The sequence below is a fragment of the Ciceribacter sp. T2.26MG-112.2 genome (assembly GCF_900492205.1).
In the GTDB taxonomy this organism is placed as follows: domain Bacteria; phylum Pseudomonadota; class Alphaproteobacteria; order Rhizobiales; family Rhizobiaceae; genus Allorhizobium; species Allorhizobium naphthalenivorans_A.
Genome location: NZ_UEYQ01000002.1, coordinates 77,422 through 95,452, shown reverse-complemented (window position 1 = coordinate 95,452; position 18,031 = coordinate 77,422). Strand labels below are relative to the sequence as shown.

The 18,031-nt window shown below is 64.3% G+C and carries 17 protein-coding genes; 6 read left to right on the top strand and 11 right to left on the bottom strand.

Annotated features, from left to right (window positions below; translation table 11 throughout):
• Positions 1–189 precede the first annotated feature (189 nt).
• The 4 genes from denD (at position 190) to msrA (ending at position 4,500) form a co-directional block, all read left to right on the top strand.
• Positions 190–1,173, top strand: coding sequence for a D-erythronate dehydrogenase (denD, locus tag DYZ14_RS04025; RefSeq protein WP_154719496.1), 984 nt, complete (start codon positions 190–192; stop codon positions 1,171–1,173).
• Positions 1,170–2,087, top strand: a complete 918-nt coding sequence (locus tag DYZ14_RS04020) for an NAD(P)-dependent oxidoreductase (RefSeq protein ID WP_154719495.1) — start codon at positions 1,170–1,172, stop codon at positions 2,085–2,087. The genes denD and DYZ14_RS04020 overlap by 4 nt, the downstream gene beginning before the upstream one ends.
• Positions 2,084–3,868, top strand: a complete 1,785-nt coding sequence (locus DYZ14_RS04015; protein ID WP_154719494.1) for an IlvD/Edd family dehydratase — start codon at positions 2,084–2,086, stop codon at positions 3,866–3,868. Before DYZ14_RS04020 ends, DYZ14_RS04015 begins: the two co-directional genes overlap by 4 nt.
• A gap of 122 nt (positions 3,869–3,990) precedes the next feature.
• Positions 3,991–4,500 carry a peptide-methionine (S)-S-oxide reductase MsrA gene (gene msrA / locus DYZ14_RS04010; protein ID WP_154719493.1) on the top strand — a complete coding sequence of 170 codons (510 nt, stop codon included), beginning with the start codon at positions 3,991–3,993 and terminating at the stop codon, positions 4,498–4,500.
• A 60-nt stretch (positions 4,501–4,560) separates the two neighbouring features.
• On the opposite strand, the gene DYZ14_RS04005 is transcribed toward msrA, so the two are convergent.
• Positions 4,561–5,328 (bottom strand): SDR family oxidoreductase, encoded by a 768-nt coding sequence (locus DYZ14_RS04005; protein WP_154719492.1) that lies wholly within the window; start codon positions 5,326–5,328, stop codon positions 4,561–4,563.
• Between the two features lie 319 nt (positions 5,329–5,647).
• On the opposite strand from DYZ14_RS04005, the gene treZ reads away from it, so the two are divergent.
• The gene (gene treZ, locus DYZ14_RS04000; RefSeq protein WP_154719491.1) at positions 5,648–7,441 is read left to right on the top strand and encodes a malto-oligosyltrehalose trehalohydrolase; all 1,794 of its coding nucleotides are present in this window, start codon (positions 5,648–5,650) and stop codon (positions 7,439–7,441) included.
• A gap of 101 nt (positions 7,442–7,542) precedes the next feature.
• Here the strand turns inward: treZ and DYZ14_RS03995 are convergent, their stop codons facing one another.
• The 6 genes from DYZ14_RS03995 to DYZ14_RS03970 form a co-directional block, all read right to left on the bottom strand.
• Entirely contained in the window at positions 7,543–8,994 is a 1,452-nt protein-coding gene (locus DYZ14_RS03995) for an aldehyde dehydrogenase (RefSeq protein ID WP_154719490.1), read from the bottom strand.
• Positions 8,995–9,013: 19 nt separating this feature from the next.
• The gene (locus DYZ14_RS03990; protein ID WP_154719489.1) at positions 9,014–9,727 is read right to left on the bottom strand and encodes an ABC transporter ATP-binding protein; all 714 of its coding nucleotides are present in this window, start codon (positions 9,725–9,727) and stop codon (positions 9,014–9,016) included.
• Positions 9,720–10,448: an ABC transporter ATP-binding protein gene (locus tag DYZ14_RS03985; protein WP_154719488.1), complete on the bottom strand. Its 729-nt coding sequence runs from the start codon at positions 10,446–10,448 to the stop codon at positions 9,720–9,722. The genes DYZ14_RS03990 and DYZ14_RS03985 overlap by 8 nt, the downstream gene beginning before the upstream one ends.
• Positions 10,445–11,398 (bottom strand): branched-chain amino acid ABC transporter permease, encoded by a 954-nt coding sequence (locus DYZ14_RS03980; protein WP_154719487.1) that lies wholly within the window; start codon positions 11,396–11,398, stop codon positions 10,445–10,447. Before DYZ14_RS03980 ends, DYZ14_RS03985 begins: the two co-directional genes overlap by 4 nt.
• On the bottom strand, positions 11,395–12,267 hold the full coding sequence (locus tag DYZ14_RS03975) for a branched-chain amino acid ABC transporter permease (protein ID WP_154719486.1): 873 nt from the start codon (positions 12,265–12,267) through the stop codon (positions 11,395–11,397). Before DYZ14_RS03975 ends, DYZ14_RS03980 begins: the two co-directional genes overlap by 4 nt.
• 165 nt (positions 12,268–12,432) lie before the next feature.
• The gene (locus tag DYZ14_RS03970; RefSeq protein WP_154719485.1) at positions 12,433–13,659 is read right to left on the bottom strand and encodes an amino acid ABC transporter substrate-binding protein; all 1,227 of its coding nucleotides are present in this window, start codon (positions 13,657–13,659) and stop codon (positions 12,433–12,435) included.
• Positions 13,660–13,834: 175 nt separating this feature from the next.
• Here DYZ14_RS03970 and DYZ14_RS03965 point away from each other — a divergent pair, with 175 nt between their 5' ends.
• On the top strand, positions 13,835–14,731 hold the full coding sequence (locus tag DYZ14_RS03965) for a helix-turn-helix domain-containing protein (protein WP_154719484.1): 897 nt from the start codon (positions 13,835–13,837) through the stop codon (positions 14,729–14,731).
• 29 nt (positions 14,732–14,760) lie between these two features.
• On the opposite strand, the gene moaA is transcribed toward DYZ14_RS03965, so the two are convergent.
• The 4 genes from moaA to DYZ14_RS03945 all read right to left on the bottom strand — a co-directional run bounded on the left by moaA (position 14,761) and on the right by DYZ14_RS03945 (position 18,027).
• Positions 14,761–15,798, bottom strand: coding sequence for a GTP 3',8-cyclase MoaA (gene moaA / locus DYZ14_RS03960; RefSeq protein WP_154719483.1), 1,038 nt, complete (start codon positions 15,796–15,798; stop codon positions 14,761–14,763).
• On the bottom strand, positions 15,788–16,336 hold the full coding sequence (locus DYZ14_RS03955) for a DUF2478 domain-containing protein (RefSeq protein ID WP_154719482.1): 549 nt from the start codon (positions 16,334–16,336) through the stop codon (positions 15,788–15,790). Before DYZ14_RS03955 ends, moaA begins: the two co-directional genes overlap by 11 nt.
• Positions 16,333–16,998 (bottom strand): carbonate dehydratase, encoded by a 666-nt coding sequence (gene can, locus DYZ14_RS03950; protein WP_154719481.1) that lies wholly within the window; start codon positions 16,996–16,998, stop codon positions 16,333–16,335. Before can ends, DYZ14_RS03955 begins: the two co-directional genes overlap by 4 nt.
• A gap of 111 nt (positions 16,999–17,109) precedes the next feature.
• Positions 17,110–18,027 (bottom strand): peptidylprolyl isomerase, encoded by a 918-nt coding sequence (locus DYZ14_RS03945; RefSeq protein ID WP_154719480.1) that lies wholly within the window; start codon positions 18,025–18,027, stop codon positions 17,110–17,112.
• Between the last annotated feature and the right edge of the window lie 4 nt (positions 18,028–18,031).

Here is an 18,031-nt window from a genome sequence, read left to right as displayed (position 1 = left end):
CCCGTTCGCTCAAGATCGCATTCTCCGTTGGCCGCAGAACTTCGCAATTGAGGCGCGCGGCGACATTGCCAATAATTGTGTTTTCAAACCCATCATATAAGGTTATCAGACAACCTTACAATATTTGTTTTCAGTGGCCTGTCTTTTGTCCAAGCTTGACTGGAGCGGCCCGCAGGAGGAGGAAAATCCATGCATATCCTGATTATCGGCGCAGCCGGCATGGTTGGTCGTAAACTCGCCGATCGGCTGACCCGCAACGGCGCGCTCGGCGGCAAGACGATCGATGCCATGACCCTGGTCGATGTCGTCACGCCTGAAGCTCCGGCTGGCTTTTCCGGCAAGGTCACGCTCGAAACCGTCGACCTCTCGGCGCCAGGCGAAGCGGACCGCCTGATTGCCGGCCGTCCCGATGTGGTCTTCCATCTGGCGGCCATCGTCTCCGGCGAGGCCGAGCTCGATTTCGAGAAAGGCTACCGCATCAATCTCGACGGCACGCGCTATCTGTTCGACGCCATCCGCATTGCCAACGGCAAGGAGGGCTACAAGCCGAGGGTCGTCTTCACCTCGTCGATCGCCGTCTTCGGCGCGCCCCTGCCCTATCCGATCCCCGACGAATTCCACACCACGCCGCTCACCAGCTACGGCACCCAGAAGGCCATCTGCGAGCTCCTGCTGTCCGATTATTCGCGCCGCGGCTTCTTCGACGGCATCGGCATCCGTCTTCCGACGATCTGCATTCGCCCCGGCAAGCCGAACAAGGCCGCCTCCGGCTTCTTCTCCAACATCCTGCGCGAGCCGCTGGTCGGCCAGGAAGCCGTGCTTCCCGTCTCCGACGACGTGCGCCACTGGCATGCCTCACCCCGCTCGGCGGTGGGCTTCCTCATCCACGGCGCGACCATCGACGTCGACACGGTCGGCCCGCGCCGCAACCTCTCCATGCCGGGCTTGAGCGCCACCGTGGGCGAACAGATCGAGGCGCTTCGTCGCATTGCCGGCGAAAAGGCCGTCAAGCTCATTCGCCGCGAACCCGATGAGATGATCATGCGCATGTGCGCCGGCTGGGCCCCCGGCTTCGAGGCCAAACGCGCTCGCGAACTCGGCTTCACCGCCGAAGCCTCGTTCGACGAGATCATCCGCGTGCATATCGAAGACGAACTGGGGGGCAAGCTGTGACCCTTTCCGACCGTGCCGGCGCCAAACCGCGCCAGATCGCCTTTCTCGGCACCGGGCTGATGGGCGCGCCGATGGCGCGGCGGCTTCTCAAGGCAGGCTTCCCCGTCACCGTCTGGAATCGCGACCGGTCCAAGGCCGAAGCGTTGTCCGTTGAAGGCGCTGCCGTTGCCGCCTCCGCAGCGGATGCCGTCCGGGGCGCCGATATCGTCTTCACCATGCTGAGCGACGGCAAGGCAGTCACCGACGTGCTGTTCAACCAGGGCGTTGCCGGCCTGCTGAAACCCGGTGCAATCGTCGTCGACACGTCATCGATCGCCCCGCCGATCGCCCGCGAGCATGCAGAAGCGCTTCGGCAGCAGCAGGTGCACCACATCGATGCGCCGGTATCCGGCGGGGTGGTGGGCGCCGAGGCGGGTACGCTCGCCATCATGGCGGGCGGCGATGCCGCAATCGTCGAAAGCCTCGCCAAGGTCTTTGCAGCGCTTGGCCGCGTCACCCATGTCGGCCCCTCCGGCGCCGGGCAGATCTGCAAGCTCGCCAACCAGCAGATCGTCGCGATCACCATCGGTGCCGTCGCCGAAGCGATGATCCTGGTCGAGGCCGGTGGCGCCAGCCGCGAGAAATTCCGCGAGGCGATCCGCGGCGGCTTTGCCGAAAGCCGCATCCTCGATCTGCATGGTGGCCGCATGGTGAACCGCAGCTTCGCTCCGGGCGGCCCTTCGCGGCTGCAACTGAAGGATCTCGACGCGGTCGCCGCAATGGCGGACCTGTTCAGTCTCGACCTGCCACTGACCGCCATGATACGCGACGAGTTCCGCGATTTCGTCGCAGACGGCGGCGGCGATACCGATCATAGTGGTCTTCTGCTGCATCTCGAAAAGATCAATCAGCGCATGGGTGAGGAAAAATTATGAGCGACGACAAGAACAAGCCCCGCCGCCTGCGCTCGCAGGACTGGTTCGACAATCCCGACCACCTCGACCTGACCGCGCTCTATCTCGAGCGTTTCATGAACTACGGCACGACGCCGGAAGAGTTGCGCTCGGGCAAGCCGATCATCGGCATTGCCCAATCCGGCAGCGACCTCAACCCCTGCAACCGCCACCATCTCGACCTCGCCAAGCGCCTGCGCGACGGCATTCGCGACGCCGGCGGCATCCCGATCGAATTCCCGACCCATCCGTTGTTCGAGAACTGCAAGCGCCCGACCGCGGCGCTCGACCGCAACCTCGCCTATCTCGGCCTCGTCGAAATCCTCTACGGCTACCCGCTCGATGGCGTCATCCTCACCACCGGCTGCGACAAGACCACCCCGTCGGCCCTGATGGCCGCCTCGACCGTCGACCTGCCGGCCATCGTCTTCTCCGGCGGGCCGATGCTCGACGGCTGGCATGACGGCGACCTCGTCGGCTCCGGCACCGTGATCTGGCGTTCGCGCCGCAAGTTCGCCGCCGGCGAGATCACCCGCGAGGAATTCCTCGAGGCGGCGCTCGATTCGGCGCCCTCGGTCGGCCACTGCAACACCATGGGCACGGCCTCGACGATGAACGCCATGGCCGAGGCGCTCGGCATGTCGCTGACCGGCTGCGCCGCCATTCCGGCCGCCTATCGCGAACGCGGCCAGATGGCCTATCGCACCGGTCGCCGTGCGGTCGAACTGGTCCTCCAGGACATCAAGCCGTCCGACATTTTGACGCGCTCGGCCTTCCTCAACGCCATCCGGGTCAATTCGGCAATCGGCGGCTCCACCAATGCCCAGCCGCATCTCGCGGCCATGGCCAAGCACGCCGGCGTCGAGCTTCATCCCGACGACTGGCAGGTCCACGGCTTCGACATTCCGCTGCTCGCCAACATCCAGCCGGCCGGCGCCTATCTCGGCGAACGCTTCCACCGCGCCGGTGGCGTACCGGCGATCATGTGGGAACTGTTGAAGGCCGGCAAGCTCGACGGCTCCTGTCCGACGGTCACCGGCAAGACCATGGCCGAGAACCTTGAAGGCCGCGAATCGGAAGACCGCGAAGTCATCAAGCCCTATGACGCCCCGATGCGCGAACGCGCCGGCTTCCTGGTGCTCAAGGGCAATCTGTTCGACTTCGCCATCATGAAGATGAGCGTCGTATCGGAGGGCTTCCGCGAGCGCTACCTGCAGGAGCCGGGCCGTGAAGGCGTGTTCGAAGGCAAGGCAGTCGTCTTCGACGGTTCGGAAGACTATCACGCCCGCATCAACGATCCCGCCCTGGATATCGACGAGAACACCATCCTGGTGATCCGCGGCGCAGGCCCCATGGGCTGGCCGGGCTCGGCCGAAGTGGTCAACATGCAGCCACCGGATCACCTGCTGAAAAAAGGCATCATGAGCCTGCCGACGATCGGCGACGGCCGCCAGTCCGGCACGGCCGACAGCCCTTCGATCCTCAACGCCTCGCCGGAAAGTGCGGCCGGCGGCGGGCTCGCCTGGGTGCGAACCGGCGACATCATCCGCATCGACTTCAACCAGGGTCTTTGCAACATGCTGGTGGACGAGGCGGAAATCGCCCGCCGCAAGGGTGAGGGCATCCCCAAGGTGCCGGCTGACGCGACCCCGTGGCAGCGCATCTACCGCCAGACGGTCACACAGCTCTCCGAGGGAGCGACGATCAAGGGCGCGGACGAATTCCGCCAACTGGCGAAGACGCCGCCGCGCCACAACCACTGACGCCGGTTCGATCGCGGGAAACCGATCCCCGATCACACCCTCGTTCCTCGCGGCCCGCCGGTTTGACCTTGCGGGCCGCGAGCCCCATCTAAGAGCGGAACCCACACCCGAAGGAGGATGGCATGACGACAAACACCGAACGCGCCGTACTGGCTGGCGGATGCTTCTGGGGCATGCAGCAACTGATCCGCAGAATGCCGGGCGTCCTCGCCACCCGCGTCGGTTACACCGGCGGCGACGTGGCCAACGCCACCTACCGCAACCACGGCACCCATGCCGAAGGCATCGAGATCACCTTCGACCCGGCGAAGATCAGTTACCGCGACCTTCTGGAATTCTTTTTCCAGATCCATGATCCGACTACGCCCAACCGCCAGGGCAACGACGTCGGCATGAGCTATCGCTCGGCGATCTACTACACCAGCGACGAGCAGAAGCAGGTCGCCCACGACACCATTGCCGACGTCAACGCGTCGGGCCTCTGGCCCGGCAAGGTGGTGACCGAGGTCGAGCCGGTCGGCGATTTCTGGGAAGCGGAGCCGGAGCACCAGGACTACCTGGAACGTATTCCGAACGGCTATACCTGCCATTTCCCGCGGCCGAACTGGAAACTGCCCCGCCGCGCCGCCTGACAGGTCAGGCCGACATCATCGACGCCGCCGACACCTCAGGTTCGGCGGCGCTTCTGTGTGTCAGAGGACGGCGCTCATGCCGCCGTCGACATAGATGATCTGCCCGTTGACATAGTCGGAAGCGGACGAGGCAAGAAAGACGGCAGCGCCCACCAGTTCCTCCGGACGCCCCCACCGCCGTGACGGCGTGCGCCCCTTAACCCAGGCGTCGAACTGTGGATTGCTGGTCAGCGCCTCGTTCATGTCGGTCAGCATGTAGCCGGGGCCGATGGCATTGGCCTGGATGCCGTGCTCGGCCCACTCAGCCGCCATCGCCTGCGTCAACAACTTGATACCGCCCTTGGCCGCCGTGTAGGGAGCGACGGTCGGGCGGGCAAAGGCGCTCATCAGCGAGCCGATATTGACGATCTTGCCGCGCCCACGCGGGATCATCCGCTTGGCGGCCTCCCGGCCGACAAAGAAGGCGCTCGAAAGATTCGTGTCGATCACCCGTCGCCACTCCTCGGCCTGAAACTCGACGAGGGGCTTTCGCACCTGGATACCGGCATTGTTGACGAGGATATCGATTTCGACACCCGCGGCATCGAGACGCTGGAAGGCCGCAACGACGGCTGCCTCGTCGGTCACGTCGAAGGGCTCGGCGAGAACGGCATGACCCTGCGCCTGCATGGCGTCAGCGGCCTTTGCCAGCCGATCGGCATCGATGCCGTTCAGCACCAGCCGCGCCCCGGCTTCGGCAAGACCAGTAGCGATCGCCTGTCCGAGGCCGCGCGACGAACCGGTCACAAGAGCGGTCTTGCCTTCAAGGCTGAACAGCGGTTTCTTCAACTATCTCACTCCCAATGTCGGTTTGCACGCACCTTCTCCAGCTTCCCGCCGGACAGGCCCGGCGCCCCGTCGATATGAGGCGCCCCGTCCGACTATAGAAGACGCGACACGGGAAGACAGCCGCAAGGGGCGGCTTTCCTGTGGTCGGCCAATCACAAAATCCTGTCCGGCATTCAAGACGCTCGATCCGCCCCCGAGGACGGCCGAATTTCGGATCGCTAGACCGATCAGCGGGGAACATGACGGGGCGTCACGAGTTGGATCGTTGCTGAAATCTTAGGACATTCGGCGCGGGAAAACTCAGCCTTCGAGGAGTACGATGAACGCAGATCTGTGGGGGTTCCACCTGCTGGAGAACGGCCATGGCAAAGCCCGAATCTGGGCACCTGCAGCCGAGCATATGTCCCTGGAAATTGGCGCCCGAACCATTCCCATGGATAGGGACGAGACTGGCTGGTTCGAAGCCCATCTGGACCAGCCGGTCGCTGGCGAAGCCTATCGCTTCGTCACGCAGGAAGGGCGCAAAGTGGCGGACCCCGCCTCCAGATGGCAAGCAGGAACGGTTGACGGCCCTTCCCTGGTGACAGATCCGAAAGCCTATTCCTGGATTCATCGCGACTGGCCGGGACGACCCTGGCACGAGGCCGTCACTTACGAACTCCATATCGGTACGTTCACCGCCGAGGGCACCTTCCTCGCCGCTGCTCGCAAGCTGAAGGAACTGGCCGAACTGGGCTTCACCGCGATCGAGCTGATGCCGGTAGCCGCTTTTCACGGTGAGCGGGGCTGGGGCTATGACGGCGTGCTCGCCTACGCGCCCCATCCCGCCTATGGCAAGCCCGATGACCTGAAACACCTGGTCGACTGCGCTCATGGCGCCGGCATGATGGTCATCCTAGACGTGGTCTACAACCACTTTGGCATCTACGGAAACATGCTCGAGCAATATGCTCCGCAGTTCTTTCTAAAGGACTCCACGCCCTGGGGACCGGCTCCCGACTTTTCGCGCAAGGAGACACGAAGCTATTTCATCGAAAACGCTCTGTACTGGCTGTCGGATTTCCGATTCGACGGGCTCCGTTTCGACGCCGCCGACCGGCTGGTGGCACAAGACCAGCCGTGGCTGGTGGACGAAATCGCAGATCGGGCGAGAAATCTTCTTCCGTATCGGACACTTCATCTCGTCGCCGAAGACGCCCGCCATGTTACAAGCCCGCTGGAGTGGAAAGGCGGGCGAGCTCCCTCATGCCGGGCGGTATGGAACGATGATTTTCATCATGCAGTTCACGTCCTGGCGACGGGAGAAACCGTCGGACACTACGCCGATTTTGCCGCCGAGCCCAGTGTCGGCGTCCGTACCGCCCTGGCGGAAGGCTTCATCTATCAGGGGCAGGCCCGTCCCTCGAAGGAGGGCAAGCGACATGGTGAACCCAGCGGGCACCTGCCGCCGACCTGCTTCGTCAACTTCCTGCAAAACCATGATCAGATCGGCAATCGGCTAAAGGGTGACCGGCTGTCGGCCCTGGTTGAAGAAGATATTCTCAAGGCGCTGACCGCCACGCTCTATCTATCACCGCAGATCCCCCTGGCCTTCATGGGGGATGAGTTCGGCACCAGGCAGAGCTTCTACTTCTTCAGCGACTACCCATCCGAGGTTCATGAGGCCGCACTCAAGGCGCGCATGGAAGAAGCCAGAAATTTCGGCGGAAGCCTCTATGAAAAGGAATTCCGCGCCCCGGACCCCAATAAGCGCACCACGTTTCTCGCCTCAAAGCTCCAACGGCCGCTCGCCGAAGACGCACGATCGACGTCCTGGCGCGAATTCGTGAGAGAGCTCCTGGCAAAGCGCCGTTCGTGGATATGGCCCATGCTGGAGAGACTTCCCTCGACGGAAGCATTGGTTTTGCCGGCCCCCGACAAGGTCATTGCCGTGGACTGGAGGCTTGGCAATCACAAGCTGGAGTTACGATGCAATCTGGGTCGCGAAGTCGCCACCAGCCCGACGACGTCCGGCGAGGTATTCTACAGCCTGTTGGCCGAGCCCGGGACGAAGGCGCTGCCGCCTGGAGGCGCCATATTTGCATCGTCCGGCCAGGCCGACTTGCAGGGATGAAGGCCGCGTGGCGGCGCGCAAGGTGGAATATCCGTTCAAACGCGTCGGTCTCTCGGCGGCTCGCCCCCCGTCGTTCCCCCGCCCCGGAAATAGGTAAGGTGTCAGATGGGATAATGGATCGGTCCGTCCTGAACCGTGATCCAGCGCAGTTCGGTGAATTCGGCGATCCCCGCCCTCCCGCCGAAGCGGCCATAGCCGGATTGCTTGACCCCGCCGAAGGGGACCTGGGCCTCGTCGTGCACGGTCGGGCCGTTGATATGGCAGATCCCGGATTCGATCCGCCGCGCCACCTGCATGGCACGATTGACGTCGCGGCCGAAGACCGCCGCCGACAGGCCATATTCGGTATCGTTGGCAACCCGCACGGCCTCGTCAATCGAGCCGACACGCATCACCGAGACGACCGGACCGAAACTCTCTTCCGCATAAATGCGCATCGCCGGTGTCACGCGGTCGAGCAGCGTCGCCTCGACGATCGTACCGTTCATGCCGCCGCCCGCGCAAAGAACAGCGCCCTTGGCCAACGCATCGCGGATCAGTTGGTCGATCCGCCGCGCCGCGTGACCATCGACGACCGACCCCAGCGGGGTATTGCCGACGCGCGGGTCGCCGGCGACAAGTGTCTTGGCCTTCGCGGCAAGCGCCTCGACGAACCGGTCCGCAATCGTCTCGTCGACGACGATGCGCTCCGTCGACATGCAGATCTGGCCCTGGTTCATATAGGCGCCGAAGGCGGCCGCCGCGACCGCCTGATCGATGTCGGCATCGTCGAGCACGACGAAGGGGGCCTTGCCCCCGAGTTCGAGAAGCGCAGGCTTGAGATAGCGTCCGGCCGTCTCGGCGATGATCCGCCCGACCCGGGTCGAGCCGGTGAAATTGATCCGGCGGACCGCCGGATGGGCGATCATCGTCTCGACGATCGTGGCGGCATCCTCCGGCGCGTTGGAGACGGCATTCAGCACGCCCTCGGGCAGCCCCGCCTCGTGCAGGCTGTCGATGATCAGCCGGTGCGTGCGCGGGCAGATTTCCGAGGTCTTCATCACCACGGTATTGCCACAGGCAAGCGGCATGGCGAGCGACCGTACGCCGAGGATCACGGGCGCATTCCACGGCGCGATCGAAAGGACGACGCCCGCCGGCTGCCGCACCCCCATCGACAACGATCCGGGTCGTTCCGACGGAATGATTTCCCCGGTGATCTGCGTCGTCATCGCGGCCGCCTCGCGCAACATGTCGGCGGCGAGCTTGACATTGAAGCCTGCCCAGCCGGCCGTCGCGCCAGTCTCTTCGGCCATCGCCTTGATGAAATCATCGACCCGCGCCTGGAGCTTGTCGGCCGCGGCCAGAAGAATCTTGCGACGCAGTCCGGGTCCTGTCGCCGCCCAGGCGGGAAATGCCTTGGCGGCCACATTCACCGCCTGTCGCGCATCCTCCAGCGAGGCTGCGGCCACTTCCGACGCGACCTCGCCCGAAATCGGATTGATGCGGGTGAATGTGCGTCCATCGGAAGCACCCTGATCGAGATTGTTGATCTTCAGGCCAAGCACGGTCATGTTCTGCTCCATTCTTGCATCAGGCCGCGGCACCGAGGAAGGCCCGCTTGACCGCGTCATCATTCATCAGGCCCGAGGCGCTGTTCTCTCCGACAACCCGCCCTGCTTCCATCAGATAGCCGCGATCGGCGATCGACAGGCTCATCTTGACGTTCTGCTCGACGATCAGCAGCGCCAGACCGCTCTTGCGGACCCGCCCAAGCGCTGCGAAGAGTTCGCCCACCACCACGGGCGCGAGCCCGAGGCTCGGCTCGTCCAGCATCAAAAGATCGGGCTTCGACATGAGGGCACGCGCTATTGCCACCATCTGCTGTTCGCCACCCGACATGGTATTGACGAACTGGCCGCGTCGTTCGGCAAGCTTGGGAAAGAGCGAGTAGACAAGCTCGCGGCTTTCGGCATCGCTGGCGCGCGCCCTTTTGGCATAGGCCCCGAGCGCCAGGTTCTCGGCAACGGTCAGGTCGCCGAACACCCCGCGCCCCTCGGGTACAAGCGCAATGCCCGCCTCGAGCACCAGATGCGGCGCCAGACCGACGATTTGACGCCCACCAAAGCGCACTTCGCAGCCGATATCAGGCCGCACCAGGCCGGCGGCGGCCTTGAGCAGAGATGACTTTCCGGCACCATTGGCGCCGAGCACGACCACGGTTTCGCCCGGACCAACCGACAGCGAGACCCGGTCGAGCGCCAGGTGCTGGCCGTAGTGCAGCGACAGATTGGCAATCTCAAGCATGGTCGTCTCCCAGATAGGCACGCACCACTTCCGGGTCGCGGAGCGCCTCGAACGTCGGTCCGTCGGCGATCTTGCGGCCGGCATTCATCACCACGCAGCGGCCGCACAGCGCCCGGATCGCATCCATGACATGCTCGACCAGAAGGATGGTCATGCCGCGCTTTTCCAGCGAACGGATGAGGTCGATGCCGGTCAGGAGTTCGGTCGGATTGAGGCCCGCCAGCCATTCGTCGAGCAGCAGCAGTTCCGGCTCCGCGGCCAACGCCCGGGCCAGTTCCATACGCTTCTGGTCAATATAGGTGAGCGCGGAAGCCTTCTCGCCGGCACGACCGGCAAGGCCCACCTCCTCCAGGTGATGAAGGGCGCGTTCGCGTGCCACAGCGCCCCACAGCTTGTGCCGGCCAAAGGCGAGCGCCGTCTCGACATTCTCGGCAACGGTGAGCGACGGAAGGGCCCGTACCAGCTGGAAGGTCCGGGCCACGCCCTTGGGCGCGATGCGATGCGCCGGCAGCCCGGAGATCGGCTCGCCCTTGAAGGCGATCAGCCCTTCGCTCGGGGCGAGGAAACCGGAGATCATGTTCATCACGGTGGTCTTGCCGGAGCCGTTCGGCCCGAGCAGCCCGACCACCTCTCCCGCCGTCAGCGAGAAGCTGAGCTCGTTGACGGCTGTCAACCCGCCGAAACGCTTGGTGATGCCGGAAAGCGCGAGGATTTCGGTCATCGGGACACCTCCGCATTCGGTCGCGCCGGAGCGGCCGGCCTTGCCGCAAATGCCTTCTCGGCCGCCGCGAGCACACCCTTGGGCAGGACAAAGACGATGGCAATGAAGATCAGCCCGAGAATGATCGGATAATGGTTGGGGAAATTGGCCGACAGCCATTCGAACAGCAGAAAGAGCGGTATGGCGCCGAGAAGCGGGCCCCACAGCCGATCGGCCCCGCCGAGCAGCGCCATGATCAGGGTCAGAAACGAGGTCGTCGGATTGAACACCATGCTCGGCTCGATATAGGTCCAGCGCGGCGCCTGGATCGCGCCAACCAGGGTGATGATCACCGCGCTCAAGGAAAACAGCGCGAGCTTCACCCCGGCAATGTTGATGCCACAATGGCTCGCCACCACTTCATCGTCGCCGATGACCTTGAGCGCAAGGCCAAGCCGGCTGCGGCCGATCAGGAAGGAGACGAACAAAGTCACGGCAGCCAGCACCAGAAGCTGCCAGTAGATGCCCTCGGGCGTGACCGGCAGGAAGATATAGCGGCCGAGCGTCCCGGTGATGTTGACCTCGTACCAGGTGACGAGCTGGCGCACGAGTTCGGCAAGGCCAAAGGTGAAGATGACGAAGTAGACGCCGGCGAGCCTCAGCGTTGCAAGCCCGACCAGCAGCGCGATGACGAGCCCGACCAGCGCGGCCACCAGCAGGACCAGTGGATAGGGCAAGGTCTCGCTGAGCACGCCCACCGTATAGGCGCCGATGCCGAAGAAGGCGACGGTGGCCAGCGACACATAGCGGGTCGGACCGGAAAACAGACCCCAGGCGGTGGCGAGGACCACATAACCGGTCATGCCGATCATCAGCGTCACGGTATATTCGCCGGCATAAAGAGGCAGGCAGGCAAGGCCAATGAGAAGTGCCAGGAAGAAGGCGGCAGAGCCGAGGAAACGCAGGGTCATCGCGAGGACCTCCCGAACAGGCCGGCCGGGCGCCACAGCAGCACGGACAGGAAGATGAGATAGGTGGCGGCGAGCGTCAGGCCGGGATCGAGATAGGTGGCGACGAAGGTCTCGACGAGGCCGAGGATCAGGCCTGCGGACAGCGCCCCGAGGATGTTGCCGACCCCGCCCATGATGACGACGACCAGGGCCTTCATGGTGAAGACGACGCCGGCCGTGGCGGTGAAGGTCTGGTAGGTGGAGATCACCACGCCACCGGCGGCAGAAAGTCCGCAACCGATGGCGAAAGCCAGGCGGGCGGCCCGGTCGACATCGATGCCGACCAGGGGCGCGGCTGTGGGCGAAACGGCAACGGCGCGCAGCGCCGTGCCCCACAGTGTGCGGGTGAACAAAAGGTAGAGACCGCCGCCCAATACCACGGCCAAGCCCAAGGCCAGTAGCCGGTTGGCGGCAATCACCGCGCCGAACACGTTGATGCCGACATTGAGGTAATTATAGCTGGTATAGTTGGAGCCAAACACCACCAGCATGACGCCCTGGATAACGAAAAGCAGGCCGAACGTGGCAAGGATGGAATCGATTTCCAGGCTTTCGCGATTGGCGGCACGGGCCACCAGCGGCCGCAACATCAGCCCATAGACCAGGTGACCGAACACGAAGCCGATCGGCACCGCAACCAGCAACCCCAGCACCGGATTGATGCCCCACTGGCCGAACAGCACATAGGCGAGGAAGGCGGCGGCAATGATCGTCTCGCCATAGGCGAGATTCATGATGCGGGCGATGCCGTATTGGAGCGTCAGCCCCATGGCGATCAGCGCATAGGTGCCGCCGAGCACGAGGCCGGAGACGATGGTGGTGACGAGCATGTCCTGCTCCTCCTTGCGACTTGTAGCCTGCGGCAACCCCTTCGGGCCGACCGGACTGCCGGGCACTCATTCTTGGCGGTATAAAAGCATGGCGACCGAACCCCCTCCCCGCCGAGCGGGAAGAGGGAGGCGGTCGGCGACGGCGGGAGCGGTGCTCCGGCCCGCCTATTTCTTCCAGGCCGGACGTGGGATGAGCGGCTGGCTGGCGCCGGCTCGATCACCTGGTGCGATGGCGACGAACTGGCCGTTCTGCCACTGACCAGCCCACCACAGATCGCGCAACTGATTGTCTTCGAGCATCGTCTCTCCGAGCACGGTCTCGAAGCTGCCGGAAGATATTTCGGCCGCGACCGCCTCGCGGTCCAGTCCCTTGCGCTTGATCGCCTCCTGGAGGATCTCCAGGGAAGCATAGGTGACCACGCTTGCCCAGTAGTCCGGCACCTTGCCGGTGGCCGCCTCGTGGCGCTTGCGATAGTCGGCGATTTTCTCGCTGGTGCCGTCGATCCCGCCGATGCCCATCACGCCGGTGATCGCCTCGCCGTTGTTCTTGGCATAGACCGGAAAGGCCGTGCCGACGCCGAGATAGAGAACCTTCGGGTTGAAGTCGGCGACCTGCGCCTGCTGGGTCAGCGCGAAGGTCTCCGGCGGATAGGAGAAGGCGATGAAGGTGTCGGCGCCGCTCGCCTTTGCCTCGTTGATCATCGGCGTGAAATCGGTGGTGCCGACCGGATAGGTCTTGTCGTAGACCACCTCGAAGCCGGCGTCCTTGAAGGCGGGACGCGCCGCCGTCACCAGATCGATGCCGAAACCGTCGGCGATCGAGATCATCGCCACCTTCTTGTTGATCGTTCCCTTGTCGGCGGCGTCAAGCAGCACCTTGGCCAGCGCGCCCGTATAGTCATGACCGCCACCAAGCAGCCAGAAGCTCTTCTTCCAGCGCTTGACGAATTCCAGCGCCTTGTCCGTCACCGATGTGGCGGCCAGATGCGGATAGCCGTAGCGGTCGAGCAGCGGGGCGGCGGCCAGGTTGTAGCCGGTGCTCCACGGCGGCAGGATGAAGTCCACTTCGTCCTGGGTCGCGAGCCGCTGCAGCGCGCGAACCAGTTCCTCGGCCGAAGAGCGGTCGTCATATTCGACGACTTCGATCGGCAGCTTCTTGCCGTCTGGCATTTCAAGCCCGCCGGCCGCATTCACTTCCTTGACCCAGAGCTGGTAGTTGGGCAGCGTGGTAATGCCCGTACCACCGGCATTCGGGCCGGTCAGCGACAGCGCATAGCCGATCTTCACCGAGGTCCGCTCTTGCGCCAGCGCGCCGGTCGCGACCCCGCCTGCCAGCATGGCCGCCGTGCCGGCGATAACGCCAAGCACCTGTCTGCGTTGAAACAGTGTCATGGTAGTCCTCCCAAATGGCCTGCCTCCACAGGCGTTCCGTCCTGTCCCCACGGCGGTTTCGTCTCCTCCGATCCGCTGCGGTTTCCTGACAATCATCAGACTAGCCCCACCTCCCCGGCGAATGAATAGACTTTTGCAGGAGTTATTTGTACTTTTCACGGATGGAGGAGATGTTATGCCAGCTTCCGGCCTTTTCGTCGCGCGACACCGCGGCGCCACAGCCACCTCAAGCCCGACCGAGGCGCGGTTGTTCGGCGTGTCACTGTCGCCGCTCGGCTGGACCTTTCGCGGTGGAAGGAACCGATTGATCATCCTTCTGTCGGGCTCGGGACGCATCACCATCGGCGATAGCGAAGTGTCGCTTGCAGCGCCGGCGATCCTGTGGACGCCGGCCGGCGACAGGGGGGCCGTGACCATCGACGCCGGCACGGAAGGGGCGGCGCTGGCGATCCCCGAACTGGAACTCGGCCCCGCCATGCCGGCCGGCGCCGTTTTCGCCGAGGTCCGCAATGCCCTGTCCCAGCCGATCCTCGGCGCGCGCATTTCCGCCGCCGACGCGCGGCGCCTGTGCACCACCATCGGAACGATCGAGGAGGAACTGAAGGAAAACGGCCCTGGTGCCCAGGAGGTGATCCGTCATCATCTGGCGCTTCTGGTCATCGCCATCTGGCGGCTCGCCAATATCGAGACCCGCCAGCCGAAGCCCTCGCCGCGCATCATCGTGCGTGGCTTCGTGCATCTGATGGAACTGCATATCCGTGATCACTGGACGGTTGGAGACTATGCAGCCGCACTCGACGTTCCGGCCGACCGGCTGAACACGGCGATCCGTCGCGCGGCCGGCCGAACCCCGCAAGACCTGATCCATGCCCGCATCATGACCGAGGCCGCCACTCTGCTCGACGGCTCGACATTGCAGATCGGCCAGATCGCCACCATCCTCGGCTTCAAGGACGCCGCCTATTTCAGCCGTTTCTTCAAACGGCTTTCCGGCATTTCCCCCCGCGCCCACCGCGAAGGCGCAAGCAATCGCAACCGCCCGCGCGACACGAGCTTCGCCGCCTGGCCGTAAAGCCGCACAGCAATCCCGTGCCTGCGTTTCTATCCTCCCAGAACCGACATATGGCGCGCTATTCCGTTGATGGCCTGGCCTGATATCTCGAACGAATGGCCCTTCGGTTTGCGGCCAAGCGCATCCCGGATCATGCGACCGACAACGGCGGCCGAATCTTCGCCACGCAAGGCGTCGCGAAGCCCGACCGAGCCCTCCTGCCCCATGCAGGTGAAGAGATCGCCGGTGCAACTGACGCGGACGCGATTGCAGCTCGCGCAGAAGTCGCAGGACAAGGGCGTGATGAAGCCGAGCCGTCCGCCGGTTTCGGCAAGGCGAACATAGCGGGCCGGGCCACCGGTACGGTCTTCGACGGCGACCATCGTCCAGCGTTCCGCGAGCGATCGGCGAAGATCGGTCAGCGATAGGAAACTCTCGCCACGATCATGTCCCGCTTCGCCGAGCGGCATTTCCTCGATCAGCGTCAGGTCCATGCCGCGGCCGTGGGCAAAGCGGATGAGATCGTCGACTTCGTGCTCGAAGGCGCCGCGCAACGCGACCGCGTTGAGCTTGACCTTGAGCCCGGCGCCAAGCGCCGCGTCGATCCCCTTCAACACGGCATCGAGCCGGCCCCAGCGGGTGATCTGCGCATAGCGGGCGGGATCGAGACTGTCGAGCGAGACATTGACGCGACGGACGCCCGCGGCAAACAACCCCTCCGCATGACGCGCCAGCAGCGTGCCGTTGGTGGTCAGGGTCACCTCGTCCAGATCGCCGTTCTGCAGATGGGGCGACAAGAGCTCGAACAGTTGCATGATGTTCTTGCGCACCAGTGGCTCCCCGCCGGTCAGCCGGATCTTGCGCACCCCGCCGCGCATGAAGACCTGCGCCAGGTCATAGAGTTCCTCCAGCGACAGCACGTCCCGGCGCGGCAGGAAGGTCATGTGCTCGGCCATGCAATAGGTGCAGCGGAGATCGCAACGATCCGTCACGGAGAGCCGAAGATAGGTGACCTGTCGGCCGAATTGATCGATCAGCGGGGAAGGTCCTGCCCCGGGATCGGTGATAACCTGACGTTCATGCCGCATCGCAAGACTTCCTCGTCGCATCGATGGCTGCGCGTGCCCATGCGACCACGACGGCCTCATCCGGCGCCAGCACCACGCCGAGTTCGCCGGCAAACCCTTGCCATGCCTCGATATAGTTTTCCCGGACTGCCGTCAGCAGGGGTATGCCCCGCACGCAAGCCTCCTCGATGACGGCGCGAAACCCTCGCCCCTCGGATTCCCCCTTGCCGAAACGGTTGAGGATCAGAAGGTCCGGCCGCGCGTCGAGCCGTGACAGCAGCGGACCGGCGACGCCCGCCAGCGCCTGCGGATCGAGCCTGCAGCCGCGCGCGCCTGAGCCAAGGGCTTGGGAGATGATGTGGTGCTCGCCGCTCGCAATGTCCTCCAGATCGATCCGGTTACAGCATTCGCCATCGCCGGTACTTTCCCGCTGGAGGAAACCGGCAACGGTCACCCCCTCTTGCTGCAAGACGCGGGCGACCGCTTCGAGAACATCGTCCACCGGGCGATCCCGCTCGACGCGGATGGCGGCCTGGAGAGGGAAATCGAAGTCTTTCATGATATTGTCCTGGACATTCCTAAGGTATCGACCGGCGGCACGATGCTCTCGTCGCAACGAAACTCCGCCGCACTGCTGTCGCAGTCGCATTTTAGGTCACGCAGCAGACCGTCCTTCAGGCCGTAGATCCAGCCGTGGATGGTGAGCGGGCGCCCACGCTTCCAGGCCGATTGCAGGATCGGCGTGCGCGACAGGCTTTCGACCTGCCCCACGACCGTCAGTTCGCAGAGCCGGTTCAGCTTTTCTTCCGTCTCGTCAATCCTCGCCAGTTCCGCGCAGTTCGCCTGCGCCACATCCCGGATCGGCTGCAGCCAGTGGTCGATGATGCCGTGGCGATGCCCGTCCATGGCCGCGCGGATACCTCCGCAGCCATAGTGCCCGCAGACGATGATGTGCTTGACCTCAAGGGACTCCACGGCAAATTCGAGCACCGAGAGCAGGTTCAGGTCGGCCCGGTGGACGAGATTGGCGACGTTGCGATGGACGAAGACCTCGCCGGGCTCGAGCCCGGTGATGACATTGGCGGGAACCCGGCTGTCGGAGCAGCCGATCCACAAATATTCCGGCCGCTGCAGGGCCGACAGCCTGTCGAAATAATCGGGGTCTTCCGTGCGTTTCGCCGCCGCCCAGCGGACATTGTGGTCGAAGAGATCAGAAAGCATCACGTTACTCCGGGCATGACGTCCCTTCCGGGATGCGTGGCAAGGTTTGGCGAAACATGCAGGGGCCTTGCCCGCTTCGCCTTGCCACGCATTTGCGTCATCGCCATTGCGTCACTGCATCAACGGTCCGTCGGCACCGAGCACGTCGATCCCGGTGATGGTGGCATCGGCGGCCAGTATGGCGATGAACTGCGACACGGCTTTCGACCAGGCGGAGGCTTCGAGCCAACCGGCGATCCGGTCCTGCACGAAGTCGAACGGCAGTTGGTCACCATCGATCCGCCGTTCCAGCCGGATGATGTGGAAGCCGAACCGGCTTTCGACCGGTGCGGAGGTAATCTGGCCCTCTTCCATCCGGGCAAGGCAACGCTCGAACTCCGCAACCGTGCTGCCACGGGTCAGCTGGCCGAGATTGCCGCCCTGTGCGGCCGAGGGACAGGCCGAATGGGTTCGCGCCATCGTTGCAAACTCGCTAGGGTGCTCGACGAGGACCGCCGCCAGCCGTTCCGCGTCGTTGCGGGCCGCATCGCGGGCGCGCGCGTCCGCAGGATCGGCGGCGATCAGGATATGGCTTGCCTCGAAGATCGGTTCGCTGCGGAATTTCGCCCTGTTGTTCTCGTAGAAACGCAGGCATTCTTCCGACGTGGCCGATGGAACCGCAACCTCTCTCTCGATCAGTATCCGGATGGCTGCGTCCTCGTCGGTTTCACGACGCCCATCCGCATTCTGTTCAGGCGCCGGGATAAGGTCCAGTTCGACCGCCCGCTGCAGCAGGAGTTCACGCACGGCCAGCGCCCTTGCCGCCGCCAGGAGGGCCGCGCCAGGGTTTTCGGCCGGATGGTTCTGCGCCTCGGCGAGGATCTCGCTTTCAGCGATCTCCACCCCATTGACCGACACGGCGTCGAGCACCGGTCGGGCCTTCGGCGGAACGCGGGTGTCCGGCTCCTGGTAGGTCGAATAGCTGTCCTTGTGCCCGGTCTCTCCGGAAGCGGCCGGACCCGTGTTCACATTGTTGAAGAGCGTGACCATGGGC

Coding starts and splice junctions, on each gene's coding strand:
- moaA (WP_154719483.1), bottom strand. CDS start 15,798: ATGCGGCATGAACGTCAGGTTATCACCGATCCCGGGGCAGGACCTTCC.
- DYZ14_RS03975 (WP_154719486.1), bottom strand. CDS start 12,267: ATGCTCGTCACCACCATCGTCTCCGGCCTCGTGCTCGGCGGCACCTAT.
- msrA (WP_154719493.1), top strand. CDS start 3,991: ATGACGACAAACACCGAACGCGCCGTACTGGCTGGCGGATGCTTCTGG.
- denD (WP_154719496.1), top strand. CDS start 190: ATGCATATCCTGATTATCGGCGCAGCCGGCATGGTTGGTCGTAAACTC.
- DYZ14_RS03985 (WP_154719488.1), bottom strand. CDS start 10,448: ATGACCGAAATCCTCGCGCTTTCCGGCATCACCAAGCGTTTCGGCGGG.
- DYZ14_RS03955 (WP_154719482.1), bottom strand. CDS start 16,336: ATGAAAGACTTCGATTTCCCTCTCCAGGCCGCCATCCGCGTCGAGCGG.
- DYZ14_RS03945 (WP_154719480.1), bottom strand. CDS start 18,027: ATGGTCACGCTCTTCAACAATGTGAACACGGGTCCGGCCGCTTCCGGA.
- DYZ14_RS03970 (WP_154719485.1), bottom strand. CDS start 13,659: ATGACACTGTTTCAACGCAGACAGGTGCTTGGCGTTATCGCCGGCACG.
- can (WP_154719481.1), bottom strand. CDS start 16,998: ATGCTTTCTGATCTCTTCGACCACAATGTCCGCTGGGCGGCGGCGAAA.
- DYZ14_RS03990 (WP_154719489.1), bottom strand. CDS start 9,727: ATGCTTGAGATTGCCAATCTGTCGCTGCACTACGGCCAGCACCTGGCG.
- DYZ14_RS03980 (WP_154719487.1), bottom strand. CDS start 11,398: ATGACCCTGCGTTTCCTCGGCTCTGCCGCCTTCTTCCTGGCACTTCTC.
- DYZ14_RS04015 (WP_154719494.1), top strand. CDS start 2,084: ATGAGCGACGACAAGAACAAGCCCCGCCGCCTGCGCTCGCAGGACTGG.
- DYZ14_RS03995 (WP_154719490.1), bottom strand. CDS start 8,994: ATGACCGTGCTTGGCCTGAAGATCAACAATCTCGATCAGGGTGCTTCC.
- treZ (WP_154719491.1), top strand. CDS start 5,648: ATGAACGCAGATCTGTGGGGGTTCCACCTGCTGGAGAACGGCCATGGC.
- DYZ14_RS03965 (WP_154719484.1), top strand. CDS start 13,835: ATGCCAGCTTCCGGCCTTTTCGTCGCGCGACACCGCGGCGCCACAGCC.